Source organism: Halomonas sp. BN3-1, assembly GCF_003056325.1.
GTDB classification, from domain to species: Bacteria; Pseudomonadota; Gammaproteobacteria; order Pseudomonadales; family Halomonadaceae; genus Halomonas; species Halomonas litopenaei.
Genome location: NZ_PYVV01000016.1, coordinates 1 through 15,156 on the forward strand (window position 1 = coordinate 1; position 15,156 = coordinate 15,156).

The window sequence follows — 15,156 nt, forward strand, 5'->3', positions numbered from 1 at the left end:
TCAATACCAGGCCTAGAGAGACGTTGAACGCCAAGACGCCTCTGGAGGTATACGCGGAGGTTCTCCAGAAGTCAGTGCCCGGATCTCCGGCACTCCAATAGTGTTGCGCTTGTAGGTTGAGACCGCCCCTTCCCTGGTGGGTTATTGATTGGCTGCGACGCTGGCACCCTCAATTTTGCCAAGATCAAAGGGCTGCACACAGCCATGAAGTCAGGGCTGGTCGCCGCAGAAACGGTCTTCGAGGCCTTGAGCAAGGGGGATCCAGGGGGGAGTGAGCTTGCCGCGTTCGAGGACAAGTGGCAGGCCAGCTGGGCCTACGCTGAACTCGACAAGAGCCGTAACTTTGGTCCGGCGATTCATAAGTACGGCACGGTGGCAGGGGGGGCATACAACTTTCTTGACCAGCTTGTCGGTGGCAAGTTGCCGCGTGTTCACGATACCAGGCCGGACCATGCTCGCCTGTTGAAAGCTGAGGAGTGCGAGAAGATCGACTATCCCAGGCCGGACGGCGTGTTGTCCTTCGACAAGCTCTCCTCGGTGTTTTTATCAAATACCAACCATGAGGAGAACCAGCCTTGCCATCTTCGACTGAAGGATCCTGAACTACCGATCCGCGAGAACCTGCCCGATTTCGCGGAGCCGGCCCAGCGCTATTGTCCGGCGGGAGTCTATGAGGTGCTCGAAGATGCCGATGGGCAACCGCGGTTTCAGATCAATTTTCAGAACTGTGTTCACTGCAAGACGTGCGATATCAAGGATCCGGCTCAGAATATCACCTGGGTGGCACCTCAAGGTGGAGGGCCCAACTACCCGAATATGTAACTCAGCGGAGTCTCCGCATTGCAGGATGCGGGCTCTTTGGCCCGCGTAAGCCCGTATAGGCTCGTGTAAGCCCGTATAGTCCCGTGCAAAAGGATCCGTGCATTCACCGGCGTCCGCCAGGCGCTTTGCCGCCGCAGCCAGGGGCTCATGCTCTATGGCGCGGCGGTGTGTTTCCTGGCGTGTTTCCCGTCTTGGCGGGAGCAGCCGACAAACTCGCCGAGCGCGGGGCCGAAGTGCTGGTGCTGGCCTGCACCGAATTGTCGGAGATCGGTGGTGCGCTCGATGCCCCTGTTGCGGTGGTGGATAGGGTACTGATCTTGGCAGAGCAGGTGGTGCGGGCGGCGAGCGATCAGTAAGCAACGCAATGGGACGAGGGCGAGTGCTTCTCTCAGATGGCCATGTTGCCTGTCAATTTCAGCAAAGGTGGCCCGAAGGGTACGGCTTGACCCGGGCAGGGCCGTCATTTACGTTGCAAGTGCCAACTAAATTGCCAAAGACCCCATGCCTCTCCAAAGCGATAGCGACAATCAAAGCGATAGCAACAACCCTCGCGACCTCCCGAGCGGCGAGAACCTCGACCGGGATGCCCGAGCGCTCTATGACGCACTCAATCAGCTGATTCGGGTCCACCAGTTTCGAGATCGCGATCGCATCTGCGGCTATGACCTCTCGGTGGCCCAGTGCTATGCCCTGGAGACCCTGGTCCATCAAGGGCCGTTGCGCCTGCAGGGGCTGGCAAGCGAAATGTACCTGGACAAGAGCACGGCGAGTCGCGTGGTGGACGCCCTGGTGCGCAAGGGACATGTCGACCGGGTTGCCGATCCAGTAGATCGACGTGCCGCACTGATTCGCCCCACGGTGCAGGGAGAAGCGCTGTACCAGAAGATACGCGCCGACCTGATCGCTGAAGAGCGGGCGATGCTCGAAGGTCTCACCCCGGATATGCGTCAGGCGGCGCTGACCCTGATACGGCAGTTGACCCAGGCCGCGCAACGGCGCTGTGGTTCGGGGCCTGGGGCCCTGAGTGCTGTCGAGGACGAGACCTGAGTTTTTTTGCCTATATCGTTGATAGTGACAACTAAAGAATGGTACGTGGGCACTCCCGTAACAATGCCAGTCACTGAAGGAGCGATAGATGAATCAGACAAGCGGCAGGGTCGCGATTATCGGAGGCGGCCCCATGGGGCTCGCCGCCTGCGCCCATGCGCTAGCGCATGGACTCGATCCGGTAGTCATCGAAGCGGGTACGGGCGTCGGTGAACATCTGCGGCAGTGGGGGCATGTGCGAATGTTCACGCCCTGGGAATGCAACCTCGACGATCACGCTGCCGCACTGTTGAAGGCTTGGGGATGGCAGCCACCAGGCGGCAATGCTTGCCCGACCGGGCAGGAGCTTGTGGAGCACTATCTGGAGCCGCTGGCGAACCTGCCTGAGCTCCGAGACCGCGTGCGCCTGCAAAGTAGAGTTGTGGGCGTGAGTCGGTCCGGGATCGATGTGCTGAAGGACAAGGGGCGCTTCGAGGCGCAGTTCATCCTGAGGATCGAAGACCCCGATGGCGAGCGCGACCTTTTGGCCGATGCTGTCATAGATGCCTCCGGTACCTTCGGCCAGCCCAACTGGATGGGAGCCCACGGCATGCCCGCGCTGGGGGAAGCGCGACGGCCACAGCGAGTGACCTACGGTCTGCCGGCGGTGCTGAAGGAAGGGCGCGATCGCTACGCCAACCGGCGTGTGCTGGTGGTCGGCGCCGGGCATTCGGCCTTCAATCTACTCCGCGATCTGGCCGAGCTTGGCGAGGCAGCCCCGGATACCAGGGTGCTGTGGGCGATCCGTGGTGATTCACTGGCCAGGATGTTCTGCGGGTGCACCGACGATCCTCTCGAGGAACGTGGTCGGCTCGGGCTGGAGGTTCAGCGCCTGGTGAGCGATGGCAGGATCGAGGTCTATCCCGGGGTCAGGATCGAGCGACTTGAGGAGGGGGCCGATGGTCTGCTCATCCACGGGGAAGGTCAGAGCCTGCCGCCGGTAGACGAGGTCATCGTCGCTACCGGCTTCCGGCCGGATCTGTCGCTGTTGACCGAGCTTCGCCTCGAGCTGGATCCGGCCACCCAGAGTCCGGTTCGTCTGGCTCCGTTGATCGATCCCAACGTACACAGCTGTGGCTCGGTACCCTCCCACGGCGCCGAGGAGCTCCGCCATCCGGAGCAGGGGCTGTATATCCTGGGCATCAAGAGCTACGGCCGTGCCCCCACCTTCCTGTTGAGGACCGGTTACGAACAGGTGCGCTCGGTGGTGGCAACGCTGGCGGAAAGGGCGGCACGAGGTAGCCTCAGCCATTGATGGAAAGACGGTACCTGCAAGGATGGCGGGGCTAGGGCTTGTCTGAAAAGTGCCTGCGCTCGGTAATACGGGGTAAAAAATTGGATCAAAATGCTCATTTACACCCCGTAAACTGCGCTTTCTCACCGATTTTTGCCTTGTCTAACCTTCGCTCGTCGACTTTTCGGACAGCGCCTAGGGGGGCGTGCCCGAACGAATCAACCTGCCTGACATAGACGGCCCCCGGTAGGTGAGGCATCCCTTACCAGGGGTGCTTCTGTTCTGGCGACGTCGCCTCAGACGGTGGCGAGGGGCGACGGGCGTTCCAGGGTTAGCAGGGTGTCGTGGTCGCGCAGTCGATAGAGGGTGTAGCAGGCGGCCAGCATCGGCAGGGCGGCGAAGAACAGCATATGGCCGAAGGGATCGGTCACCATCGCCGGGATAGTCACCAGTGTCGAGACGCCGTGTACCAGCAGCACGCCACCATAGCTTATGCGCTTGAAGCTGCCGCTGACGAAGGCCAGGATCAGCACCAGTTCGAGCACACCTAGCGCCACCACGACGGCGGTGCCGACGCCGGTGATGCCGAAGTACTTGTCCATGATCCCGCTGCCCTGGCTTGGATTGATGAACTTGCTCAGGGTCCAGACCAGCAGTACCAGAAAGATGCCGATACGCATCGCCAGCAGCCCGCCCTTGAGGCCCGCCATCTCGTTTCCTTCAGTGTGCATCTGAGCTTCCTTGGTCGTCTTCTAGGGGATGGCGCTCGATGGGCGAGCGCCGTGGGAGGCTGTGTCGCATCTGAAAGCGGGACCTTACAACCAGAAGAAAACTTTTCGTGCGGGAGCAGGGAAGGGGCCAGGCCATGTGCCGAGCCACCGAAAACGGAGGGTCTCAGCCGGCGACGCCCCTGGTAGCTGCTCGGACGGGGCTTACTCGGATGGGGCTTACTCGGGCGGAGCTAGCTCGGACGGGGACTACTCGCGGGGGGCTACTTTGACCGGGCCTGCTCGGACGGGGCCTGTGGCGCGGCGCAGCCTTTGAGGTGGTCGACGAACTGGCGCACCTTGGCGAGCTCTCCCAGGTGCTCGGGATAGACCAGGTAGTAGGCGTTGGGACCGCGCAACAGGGTGGGCCAGGCGGGGACCAGGGCGCCGGCTTCCAGTTCATGGTCGATCATGAAGCGTGGAATCAGGGCAAGGCCGCCGCCGGCCATGACCGTGCGAATCAGCGTCTGAAAGGTTTCGAAGCGGATACCGTGGTAGCTGCGATCGGTGCGAATGCCCTGTTCGTCGAACCAGCGGTGCCACGCGTCGGGGCGGGTCGACAGGTGCAGCAGCCGGCAGTTGGCCAGATCGGCGGGGCTGACGATGCGCTGGCGCGCCAGATAGCCGGGTGCGCCGACCGCCATCACCTCTTCCTCGAACAGCTTGTGACATTCGAGGTTGGGCCAGCTGCCGTGGCCGTGGAAGATCGCTATGTCGATGCCTTCGTTTTCCAGATCGAAGGTCTCCACGCGGTCGGACAGGTGCAGGGTGATACCGGGGTGAGCCTCGAAGAAGGCCGGTAGCTGCAGCGACAGCCAGCGTGTGCCGAAGGTGGGAAGCGTGGCCACCTTGAGCACGTCACCGTGGCCGCTGTAGGTCATGATGGCGTTGGCCGACATCTCGAGGTGGGCCAGGATCTTGCGCACCTCGGTCAGGTACAGCGAGCCTTCCGGCGTCAGCACCAGGGTGCGCCTGAGTCGACGGAAGAGCTTGTGCTGCAGGTAGTCCTCGAGCTGGGCCACCTGCTTGCTGATGGCGCTCTGGGTGATGCTCAGCTCATCCGCAGCCCGGGTGAAACTCAGGTGCCGGGCAGCGGCTTCGAAACACTGAAGCGTGGTGGTCGAGGGGAGATGACGGGCCTTCATCGAACGCTGACTCCAGCGTAAAAAACGCCATTCTACCGCAGTCGAGGCACTACCGTTGAGGCCGATACCGTCTGCAGATATACGCCAGCAATGGCCGGGCAGATGTTTTTCAGGACATTGCCAGGGCACCGTTCGGGCACATCTACGCAGCGATCGACACTGGTTCCGGCATGGAGGTTCGGTAAAACTCACCGTCTTGATAGCTCGTAAAATACAAGAAGGATGGGAGGAATCTTCTTTCCATATCGCTTCTTTTTTCGACGCTTTATCGCAGCAGCTTTGCCTGAAGAGTCGGTGAAGCAATGATGGGGTCGGAAAGCGTAGAAACTGGGCTAGGCTGTTGTCTTTTCTTGTGCTGAAGTTCACAGGTGAGGGTGTTCTATGCCACTTTTTACGATCTCTGGGCTTGACTCGTCGGCCTCTGCCGAGCTCGCTGTCACCTCGCATGCGCTGGCGACCTACTCGCAGACAGACCGTGCGCTCGGGCTTCCCCTTGGACAGATGCTGGTGACCCTGGACAACATCGCAGGACCGGGGACCTTTTCAGCCAATCAGGTCACCTGTGGCCTATCGGGAGGCTGGCGAGAAGTCTCGGCCAGCGAACTGGGGTTGCCATCCTCTCTGGTGGACGTCGATGGCTACATCACGCTTCAGAGCCCCTTGCTCGGCAATGTCTCCCGTGGCCCCCAGCTCAAGGTCCTGGCCGAGCAGGACGCCCTGGGCAACATCAGCCGCGTCAGCGTGTCCTATGCCGGTACCAATGCCCCGGTAGATATCGTCGACTACTCCTTTCTGAATTCCGGCAAGGAGATCGCGAAGACCATGGCGCCCGTGCTGTCCGGGGTGGCGTCGTTCATGGACCAGCATGGGCTTGAGGGTGATGACGCCATCATTACCGGCTACAGCCTGGGCGGGGCGCTGGCCAATATCCAGGCGCGCTTCTCGGATCAGTTGGCGGGTGGGTTCTTCGCTGACAGTCACTATCTTGGCCATGCGTCACCGCTGATTTTCGAAGCCGACAATGTGCTCAATATCGGTTTCGAGAACGACGTCATCCATCGTTTCGTCGGTGACCACGAGGATCTGAAGTCGGCGCTCGAGGGCTTCGATGGCTTTCTGGAGAACAGCGATGAGAACTACTCAAGCTCCGTGGACAATCTGGTGCTGTTCGATGCTGTCTACAGCAAGTCGCCCTGGCTGTTGGCCAGTGATAGCGGGCTGAATCCCTTCGCCTGGGGCGCGCATCTCGGTGGCATCACGTCGGACGCGGTCGCGCGCATTGTCTCCTCATCGTTTTATGAGTTGATGAGTCAGGACAGCGTAGTGGTGGTGTCCTCGCTTGGTGCTGCTGGGCGCGCGATACACTGGGTGGGCGACGTCGACTCGCCGACATCCAATCACGCGGGCGAGCCGGCCTTTATTGTCGGCAGTGTCTTTGACGACCTGCTGCGTGACGGCACGTCCGATGATTACATCGAAGGCTTTGCCGGAGACGACCAGATCCGGGTCTCGACCGGCACCAACCAGGTCGAAGGGGGGCAGGGCACCGACACCCTGTTATTCGAGGGAGAGGCGGACGACTACGAGGTCTACCGGCTGGATGATGGGCGGATTGGCGTGTCCGGCAATGATTCCCTGACCCTGGCGAGCGGCATCGAGCGCATCGAGTTCGAGTACGGTGGCGGCTTTCGCGGTGCCGGTCCCGGCCTGCGCTACGTTATCGAAGACGATCGTCTGGAAGACGAGTTTCGATTCGATTGGTTCGATCGCGATATTACCTTCGTCGATGCACCTCAGGAAGGCCAAGGCGTCGAGTGGTCGAGGGAAGAGGTCTCGCTTGCCGATGCCGGCGATAGCGTCTTCTCGGCCGGGGCCCGTGATGACGCCCTTCACCTTGGTGACCTGTTCGATGACGAGGCTTCCTTCAGCGCTGAATCTTCTCGGGACTCGGGCGACGGCATCTTCGGCTGGCATGGTGGCGCCATGGCGCTGGCCGGACTCGAGGCTGCCGCCTCCTTTGTCGGATCGGCAGTGAGTGGGTATGTGGAACTGCCGGAGGCATGGCAGGCGATTTAAGATCTGCAACAGGGCGCGGCTGGGGCCTGAAAGCGATTCCTCAGACCGTCCGCGTCCGTTTTCAGGCCATGAAGACACATCGGCCTGCTCGACAGCCCCCACGGCAAGCCCCTTGCGGTAGTTGCCCGCCCCCTGCACGCCGATGGCCAGGCAACGGCGCTCGAACACCATCCCCAACCCGTGCACGCCCAATACCGTCCGGTCCCCCGGGCGTCGTTGTTTGTGGCTTCAACTTTAGATGCAACGCCAGGACGTGATCGGCTGCTGAGGATGCCGCCGTGATGTCGATCGGCTGGGCACACCATCGTGATGCTGGCGCGCTTCGGGCGGTGAGTACCGTATCGGGTTCTCACTTAGTGGGTTTTGATATTTTCAAAACTTATATCTGGATTGCGAATAACTGAATTGTACTGGTCTGTGGTCCCCATATTCTGAGGCATAACCAAGAAGGAGCCCCACCAAGGGTCGATTCCCCTCGGTGCAGATTAAAAAAATTTTATAAAGGGCCGATCCCCATGACCGCTATCGCTTCCCATCTCGTCGCTGGCCAGATCGGTGAACGTGCCTCTCCGGGCCATCAGCACGTCTGCCACCGTGCCTCCGGTGTGGCCAGTCGCCAGCTGACGCTGGCGCTCGATACAACAACACAGGAGACAAGTTGATGGCCAACACACCACTGGACGAACCAAAGAAAGGGCCTCTGGACGGCGTGACGGTACTGGACTTCTCGCGGGTGCTTGCAGGGCCCTACTGCACCATGGTCCTGGCGGACCTTGGCGCCCGCGTCATCAAGGTCGAGAAGATCGGCACCGGTGACGACACACGAGAATTCGGCCCCTTTGTCGAAAACGAAAGTGCCTACTTCAGTTGCTTCAACCGAAACAAGGAAAGCATCGTACTGGACATCAAGTCGCCGCGTGATCGCGAGTTGCTGGAGCGCCTGCTGGACGAGTCCGATGTGCTGGTGGAGAACTTCAGGCCCGGGGTCATGGAGCGTCTTGGCTATGGGCCGGAGCGTCTCGCCCAGACCCATCCTCACCTGATCTATTCCTCGATTTCAGGCTTCGGTCACACCGGCCCGTTCAGCGAGTTGCCAGGCTACGACATGGTGGTGCAGGCCATGGGCGGCGTGATGAGTCTGACCGGTTGGCCGGACGGTGAACCGGCCCGAGTCGGTACCAGCTTTGGCGACCTGAGCGCGGCCCTGTTTGCGGCGGTGGGCATCATCTCTTCGCTGTATAGCCGAACCAAGGACGCTCAGGGGACCCGTGTCGATATCGGCATGCTGGACTGCCAGGCGGCGATGATGGAAACGGCGCTGGCACGCTACGACATCGAAGGCGTCGTGCCGAATAGAACCGGTGATTGCCATCCGTCGCTGGCGCCCTTCGAAAGCTTCAAGGCCGAGGATGGCAAGCTGGTCATCGCCGCCGGCAACGACACCCTGTTTCTGCTGATGGCCGATGCCATCGGCGCCTCGCGACTGGCCTTCGATCCCCGGTTCATCACCAATGATCTTCGCTGCCAGAATCGCCCGGCGCTGGTGGAGGAGATGGAGCGCATCCTGACGACCAGGCCCGTGCAGCACTGGGTCGACCTGCTCAACGAGGAAGGCGTTCCCTGCTCGCCGATCAACACCATCGACAAACTGCTCGATCATCCCCAGTTGAAGGCGAGAAACATGATCCTCCAGGTCCAGGGAAGCGCCGGGAAGCCCTTCAGGACGGCGGGCAACCCGATAAAGATGACCGGCAGGGTGGACCTTGGCAGCGACACACCGCTGGTGGCGCCAGGCCTGGGACAACATCGACAGGCCATTCTCGATGAGTTGATGGCGCGTCACGGTTCCTATTGCCTGCCTTCCACGCCAGGGCAAGCCGGCAAGGCGCGGTCGGCCAAGGCCGGCGCGACATCCTCGGGGCAACGTCAAGGAGCCCAGAGCGATCAAGCAGCGATGGCCAGGCAAGACTCGCGCAAGGCGAGTGGCAGCGCCGCCACCCGGATAAAGGGTGGCCAGTCGGCCTCCGACAAACAGGGTCAAGAGCCCGCTCGAGATCTGGGCAAGCGGGTCGGAAAACCATAGTCGTCAGACGCGTTTTTTCATCAGATGTACGCCGCTTGGCGATACCGGGTCGTGAATATCCGGTGTGGCGCGGCGCTGTCAGGTCGCATCACGACCAGGCGAGATGACGGCCGCAGGTGGGAGCGTATCGAACCGATACTCAGCTGGTTTACGGGTAACGTCAGGAGACAAGAGATGAACAAGAAGGTCGAAGGACAAACACAGAATGTCGCCTCCGAGGCTTCGTTTGAGGCAGGTAACGGTGAGCCAGAGATGATCGTGGTGGAACGCCGCGAACGGGTCGGGCTGATCATCCTGAATCGCCCGAAAAGCTTGAACGCACTCAATCGCCAACTGGCGGAAGAAACGCTAGCGGTACTGCGCGAGCTGGACGCCGACCCCGGCATCGGTGCCATCGTGATTGCCGGCAACCCGAGAGCCTTTGCGGCCGGCGCCGATATCGAGGAGATGGCCGAGAAGTCGTTCACCGATTTCTACATGGATGACTTCCTGGCCCCCTGGGACGAGGTGCGCCAGATTTCCAAGCCCATCATCGCTGCGGTGGCCGGCTTTGCGCTGGGCGGCGGCTGCGAGCTGGCCCTGCTGTGCGACATGATCATCGCCTCAGACGATGCCCAGTTCGGGCAACCCGAGATCAAGCTGGGGATCCTGCCCGGCATCGGCGGTTCCCAGCGTCTGGCACGTTCGGTCGGCAAGGCGATGGCGATGGACCTGGTGCTGACCGGTCGCAACATCGGTGCCCAGGAGGCCAAGGAGATCGGGCTGGTGGCGCGAGTCGTGCCGAAGGATGAGCTGATGCAAAACGCCCTCGAGGCAGCGCACACCATCGCAGGCTACAACGCGCCAGCCGTCAAGATGGCCAAGCGAGCGGTCAACGCGGCCTTCGAGACCCCGCTGGCAGAAGGCCTGCGCCAGGAGCGTCTACTGTTCCAGGCGGCCTTTGCCACCGAGGGGCAGAAGGAAGGCATGAATGCCTTCGTCAAGAAGCGTGCGCCGGTCTTCCGCCATCGCTAGACGTCGGCCGAGCTCGCGACGAAAGACAACCAACAGCGTCGAATACAGAGCGTCAATCATTGACCGGGACAGGAGGGGTGGATGCCGTTTGTGACGATCAATCTAGTGAAAGGGAAGTCGAGAGACTACGTCAGGGCCGTGGCGGATCAGGTTAACGCCGCCGTCATCGATACCATGGGCTTCCCCGACGACGATCGCTATCAGGTGATCAATGAGTGCGAGCCGGAGAACCTGCAGTTGCAAAGGCGTGATTCGGATCGCGTCATGATGCACCTGGTGATGCGAAGTGGTCGCCCGGACGCCGACAAGAAGGCGTTCTACGCCAGGGTCGTCGAGTCACTTGCCGAAAACCCCGGCATCCCCCCGCATAACGTCATGATCACCATCACCGAGAACCAGGACATCGACTGGTCGTTCAGGGATGGTGTGGCGCAGTTCTGTGAAACCTGAAAACGGATGCACCGAGACGACCATGGCCCGCGAATAGCGGGCCATTTTTTAGGCGAATCAGAGGGCCTGCCCGGCTCGTTCGTCCACCGGTTCTCTTCCTTGATTTCTGAACTCTTTGCCAAGGCACTTCAGCAAAGCCCCTCATCAAACCCCTCGCCAAAGCCGCTTGCAAAGCCCTTCATCAAACCCCTCACCAAAGCCGCTTTCCCGGGAGTCGGGCTAGAGCGGTCGCCCATCCAGTGAATGTTCCATGATCGCAAGCGTCAGTGTGAAGTGATGCTGGGCGACGCTGAAGGCGTCGTCTGCGCGTCGCTCGAGGATGGCTTGGACCAGTTCACGATGTTCCCGTCTTGCCCTTGGCAATGATTCGGCGGGGTAGGGTTCGGAGCCGAATCCCAGAGTAGCGCGCGCCGTCAGTTGACGTGACTGGGCGACCAGATGGTGATTGTCGGCCATCGCCATGATGCAGTCGTGAAGGCGCTCATCGAGTTGGCGGGCGACGGAGGCGTCGTCGGTGTCGCAGAAGCGGTCCAGCAGCGCCTGCAATGTTTTGGCCTGGGCCTCGTCGTGACGCTCGGCGGCGGTTCTGGCCACCAGCCCCTCCACCAGACAGCGATAGTCGAAGAAGTCCCTGAGCTGGGGCAGCTCCTGTCCGAGGATACGCTGGGCGGTGTTGGGCGAGGCCTCGTCGACCCGTTTGAAGGTGACAAAGGTACCGCCATCACGACCACGGCGGGATTCGATCAGGCCAAGCTCGCCCACGATCTTCAAGGCGCCGCGGACGGTGACGCGACTGACCCCCTGGCGCTCCGCCAGGTCGCGCTCCGGCGGCAGGCGATCCCCGGGGGAGTAGGCGCCAATGGCGATCGCCGTCACGATCCGGTCCGCCAGCTCCTGGGTGGCCGAGCGGGCGCCGCCGGCGCCTGGCAGGTCGGTTCGAGACGGTTCAAGCATAGGGTTCTCTCCAAAAGGTATTGTCACAATACCTTTAAGTGTGATTTTCTAAAAATGAAGCGGCCAACGTCGCTGTGTCCGGCGCACTGTCGCAGGTCGCGAACCGCGTCCGGGTCTGCTGGCGGGTTCGAGTATACACGGCGCCGTCAGATTCTTGACCGGCCAAGGGAATGCACAGCAAGAGGCCGCCCAGTGTCGCCACGCAGGCAGCCTCGCCCCCGGTGGACGTCTTCGACCGCTCGATGGCGGGAGATCCCCGCCTTGCCAACTAGAACAAGAGGAAATCACCGATGAGTGACAATACCCTGGAGAGTCTGGGCTACACCCAGGAACTCTCACGAACGCTCAAGCTGAGAGATCTTGTGATCTACGGCCTGATCTTCATCGTGCCGATCGCTCCCTTCGGTATCTTCGGCCACGTCATGAGCGCCAGCGGTGGCATGATCGTCACCGCCTATGTCATCGGCCTTGTTGGGATGCTGTTTACCGCCATCTGCTACTCCCAGATGGCCAAGGAATTCCCGGTAGCAGGCTCGGTGTACTCCTACGTGTCCCGCGGGGCGGGCAGCTTTGCCGGCTTCGTCGCGGGCTGGATCATGCTGCTGGACTACATCCTGATTCCGGCGCTGCTGTACGTGGTGGGGGCGCTGGCGATTCACGACATCTTCCCGTCACTGTCACCGATCCTGCTGGTGGTGGCCTTCGTCGTATTCAACACCTACATCAATATTCGCGGCATCAGCTTCACCGCCGCCTTCAACCGCTGGATGCTGGTGGCCGAACTGCTGGTGCTGGCGGTGTTTCTGGTGGTGGGGGTGGTGGCCATCAGCAACAACGTCAACGGTGCCGTCTTCTCGATGGCCCCGGTCTACGATGCAGATGACTTCTCGCTGGGGCTGATCATCTCTGCGGTGCCGATCGCGGTGCTCAGTTTTCTCGGTTTCGATGGCATCTCCACCCTGGCGGAAGAGGCCAAGGGCGGTGGCAAGGCGGTCAGCAAGGCGATCTTCCTGGTGCTGTTGATCATCGGTGGCCTGTTCATCGCCCAGACCTGGGTGGCGGCGCTGATCCAGCCCGATCCCGCCTCGTTCAACAATCTCGACACCGCCTTCTATGAAACCGCGCGTATCGCCGGGGGCGGCTGGCTGGCGGTGCTGACCGCCGCGACCACCGCTATCGCCTGGGGTGTCGCTGACTCCCTGGTGGCCCAGATCGCGACCGCGCGAATCCTCTACAGCATGGGCCGTGATCGGCTGCTGCCGGCGCCGCTGGCTCGGGTTCACCCGCGCTTCAAGACGCCCTACGTCAGTGCGCTGCTGGTCGGTGCCGTGTCCATCGTCGCGGGGATCGCCTTCATGCAGCAGCTGGCGTTGTTGACCTCCATCGTGACCATCGGCGCCCTGACCGCCTTCATCATTCTGAACATCACCACGCTCTACTACTTCGTGTTCAAGAAGAAGGCCGCCAATCCCTTCCTGCATATCCTGTGTCCGCTGCTCGGCCTGGCCGTGGTCGGCTACATCTGGAGCGGGTTCGAGTCCTATACCGTGCTGATCGGGTTGGCCTGGGCGGTTGTCGGTGTCGGCGTCTACGCCTTTGCCAAGCGCGGTGGACGTGCCGTGCAGATGGAAATCTAAGGCTTGCCTGAAAAGTGCCTGCGCTCGTCGATGTTGAGAACAGCGCCCAGGGCCAATTGAAAACACTCGAGGCGCCGGTCGGCGAAGACGATCGGCGCCTCGAGGTGGAGACGCAAGAATGAAGATCAAGACGATACACGACGTTCATCACTGTTTTGACCACGCCCTCGAGCCGCAGGAAACGATCAGTTCCGGTGATACTCGGCGCTTCGATATTCTCGATGCCAGCGGTGGCTTGATTACCCGACACAGCCAGGCCGACGCGCTGACCCGACTGCCGGCAGGGGAGCTCAATCCGGTGTGTGGCCCCCTCTATATGGAGGATGCCGAACCCGGCGATGTGATCGAGGTGGAGCTGGTCGACTTCGAGCCGGGGCAGTGGGGCTGGACGGGGCTGATCCCGGGTTTCGGGCTGCTGGCCGACGATTTCACCTCGCCCTGGCTCAAGGTGTCGGAGTACGACAGCGAGTCGGTGTACTTCGACGAGGACATCGTGATTCCGTTTCGGCCCTTCGCCGGTACCATCGGGCTCGCGCCTGCTGAGCCGGGGCAGCACTCCATCGTGCCGCCGCGCATCTGCGGCGGCAATCTCGACATCCGTGACCTGGTAAAGGGAGCTCGGCTGTACCTGCCGGTGCAGGTCAAGGGAGGGCTTCTGAGCATCGGCGACACCCACGCCTGCCAGGGCGACGGTGAGGTCTGCGGAACGGCGGTAGAGACCCGCATGGCCGCCACGGCAACCTTGCGTCTGCACAAGGCAGGCAATATTCCTGCGCCGATGTTCGACGTGCCGCCGGGAGCGTCGAGCGAGGAAGATGCGGGCTTTCTGGTCACCACCGGGGTGGGGCCGGACCTGATGCAGGGCGCCCGTGACGCGGTGCGCTTCATGATCGATCGGTTGCACCGTCAGGCCGGCATGGATGAGCAGCTGGCCTACGCGCTTTGCAGCGTGGCAGGGCGGCTACGGGTCAGCGAGATCGTCGATCAGCCCAACTGGGTGGTGTCCTTCTACATGCCTCGGTCGATCTTCCGCTCGAAGAGTCTCAGAGCCATCTAGGGCTGAGCTGAACTGACCTTTCCGTTCGTCAGAACGTAGGGTCAGGCCCGCGGGCCTGACCAATAACGCCGGGTGCTGTGGCACCCGGCGTTGTCGTCATGACGTCACTTCGGCTCGCTCGGCGGCCACCTGCGCAAGGACTTCCTGGTAGTTCTCAACGCCCTGGGCGCCGGTGACCAGGTAGCGGCGGTTGAACACCATGGCGGGTACCCCGCTGATGCCCTGCTGTTGCCAGAAGGCCTGGCGCTGTCGCACCGATTCGCTGCGCTCGCCCGACTCGAGCGTCGCCACGACCTCGTCGCGGTCATGGCCGAGACTCTCCGACACATCGGCCAGCACATCGATCCGGTGGAGGTCGCGGCGCTCGGTGAAGAAGGCGCTGAACAGGGCCTGCTTCATGCGGTGGCCTTCGTCTGGAGAGCGCTGCTCTGCCCAGTCGATCAACTGGTGGGCGCGGAAGGTGTTCACCATGCGCATGTCATCGGCGTAGTTGAAGGTGAAGCCGAGGTCGGCGCCCATCCGGGTGAGCCGTTCCCGTGCGCTGCGCGAGTCCTCATCGCTGGTGCCGTACTTGGCGGCGATATGCTCGCGCAGGTTTTCGCCTTCCTCGCCCATCTGCGGATTGAGCTCGAAGGGGTGCCAGTGCACCTCGATGTCGATCCCGCTCTGGCGCGCCGCCTCGGCGAGCTGGCGGTAGCCGATGATGCACCAGGGACAGACGACGTCGGAGACGATGTCGACGGTGATGGTGGTGTCGCTGTCGCGGCTATCTTGGGGTGTGGGCATGTCAGCCTCTACTCCTGAAGAAAGGTGTCCCGGGTTGGTCGTTAG

Annotated in this window: 14 protein-coding genes and 1 pseudogene; 11 read left to right on the plus strand and 4 right to left on the minus strand. The window is 61.8% G+C overall.

Annotated features, from left to right (window positions below):
- Positions 1 to 129: 129 nt before the first annotated feature.
- The 4 genes and pseudogenes from C9F12_RS18945 to C9F12_RS18960 form a co-directional block, all read left to right on the plus strand.
- A pseudogene (locus C9F12_RS18945) lies at positions 130 to 822 on the plus strand (4Fe-4S dicluster domain-containing protein); the annotation flags it as partial.
- 179 nt (positions 823 to 1,001) lie between these two features.
- Positions 1,002 to 1,178 carry a hypothetical protein gene (locus C9F12_RS18950; protein WP_162816528.1) on the plus strand — a complete coding sequence of 59 codons (177 nt, stop codon included), beginning with the start codon at positions 1,002 to 1,004 and terminating at the stop codon, positions 1,176 to 1,178.
- A 145-nt stretch (positions 1,179 to 1,323) separates the two neighbouring features.
- Complete coding sequence (locus C9F12_RS18955) at positions 1,324 to 1,869, plus strand: MarR family transcriptional regulator (protein WP_108449864.1); 546 nt, start codon at positions 1,324 to 1,326, stop codon at positions 1,867 to 1,869.
- Positions 1,870 to 1,957: 88 nt separating this feature from the next.
- The gene (locus C9F12_RS18960; RefSeq protein WP_108449865.1) at positions 1,958 to 3,163 is read left to right on the plus strand and encodes an NAD(P)-binding domain-containing protein; all 1,206 of its coding nucleotides are present in this window, start codon (positions 1,958 to 1,960) and stop codon (positions 3,161 to 3,163) included.
- A 275-nt stretch (positions 3,164 to 3,438) separates the two neighbouring features.
- Here the strand turns inward: C9F12_RS18960 and C9F12_RS18965 are convergent, their stop codons facing one another.
- Together C9F12_RS18965 and C9F12_RS18970 are read right to left on the minus strand one after the other, a co-directional pair.
- Positions 3,439 to 3,873, minus strand: coding sequence for a hypothetical protein (locus tag C9F12_RS18965; protein WP_240184297.1), 435 nt, complete (start codon positions 3,871 to 3,873; stop codon positions 3,439 to 3,441).
- A 260-nt stretch (positions 3,874 to 4,133) separates the two neighbouring features.
- Positions 4,134 to 5,054 (minus strand): LysR substrate-binding domain-containing protein, encoded by a 921-nt coding sequence (locus C9F12_RS18970; protein WP_108449866.1) that lies wholly within the window; start codon positions 5,052 to 5,054, stop codon positions 4,134 to 4,136.
- Positions 5,055 to 5,435: 381 nt separating this feature from the next.
- Here C9F12_RS18970 and C9F12_RS18975 point away from each other — a divergent pair, with 381 nt between their 5' ends.
- The 5 genes from C9F12_RS18975 to C9F12_RS18990 all read left to right on the plus strand — a co-directional run bounded on the left by C9F12_RS18975 (position 5,436) and on the right by C9F12_RS18990 (position 10,677).
- Positions 5,436 to 7,130 (plus strand): hypothetical protein, encoded by a 1,695-nt coding sequence (locus C9F12_RS18975; protein ID WP_108449867.1) that lies wholly within the window; start codon positions 5,436 to 5,438, stop codon positions 7,128 to 7,130.
- 515 nt (positions 7,131 to 7,645) lie between these two features.
- Positions 7,646 to 7,792 carry a hypothetical protein gene (locus C9F12_RS22660; protein WP_162816529.1) on the plus strand — a complete coding sequence of 49 codons (147 nt, stop codon included), beginning with the start codon at positions 7,646 to 7,648 and terminating at the stop codon, positions 7,790 to 7,792.
- Entirely contained in the window at positions 7,792 to 9,213 is a 1,422-nt protein-coding gene (locus C9F12_RS18980) for a CoA transferase (RefSeq protein ID WP_240184298.1), read from the plus strand. The genes C9F12_RS22660 and C9F12_RS18980 overlap by 1 nt, the downstream gene beginning before the upstream one ends.
- A 252-nt stretch (positions 9,214 to 9,465) precedes the next feature.
- On the plus strand, positions 9,466 to 10,227 hold the full coding sequence (locus C9F12_RS18985; protein WP_108449920.1) for an enoyl-CoA hydratase-related protein: 762 nt from the start codon (positions 9,466 to 9,468) through the stop codon (positions 10,225 to 10,227).
- 81 nt (positions 10,228 to 10,308) lie between these two features.
- On the plus strand, positions 10,309 to 10,677 hold the full coding sequence (locus tag C9F12_RS18990) for a tautomerase family protein (protein ID WP_045990948.1): 369 nt from the start codon (positions 10,309 to 10,311) through the stop codon (positions 10,675 to 10,677).
- Between the two features lie 219 nt (positions 10,678 to 10,896).
- Here C9F12_RS18990 and C9F12_RS18995 read toward each other — a convergent pair whose 3' ends face one another.
- A complete protein-coding gene (locus tag C9F12_RS18995; protein WP_108449868.1) occupies positions 10,897 to 11,631 on the minus strand; it encodes an FCD domain-containing protein in 735 nt (244 codons plus the stop codon).
- A gap of 290 nt (positions 11,632 to 11,921) precedes the next feature.
- Here C9F12_RS18995 and C9F12_RS19000 point away from each other — a divergent pair, with 290 nt between their 5' ends.
- Together C9F12_RS19000 and C9F12_RS19005 are read left to right on the plus strand one after the other, a co-directional pair.
- Positions 11,922 to 13,268: an APC family permease gene (locus C9F12_RS19000; protein WP_108449869.1), complete on the plus strand. Its 1,347-nt coding sequence runs from the start codon at positions 11,922 to 11,924 to the stop codon at positions 13,266 to 13,268.
- Between the two features lie 118 nt (positions 13,269 to 13,386).
- Positions 13,387 to 14,325, plus strand: coding sequence for an acetamidase/formamidase family protein (locus tag C9F12_RS19005; protein WP_045990938.1), 939 nt, complete (start codon positions 13,387 to 13,389; stop codon positions 14,323 to 14,325).
- Between the two features lie 96 nt (positions 14,326 to 14,421).
- On the opposite strand, the gene C9F12_RS19010 is transcribed toward C9F12_RS19005, so the two are convergent.
- A complete protein-coding gene (locus C9F12_RS19010) occupies positions 14,422 to 15,111 on the minus strand; it encodes a DsbA family oxidoreductase (RefSeq protein ID WP_108449870.1) in 690 nt (229 codons plus the stop codon).
- Between the last annotated feature and the right edge of the window lie 45 nt (positions 15,112 to 15,156).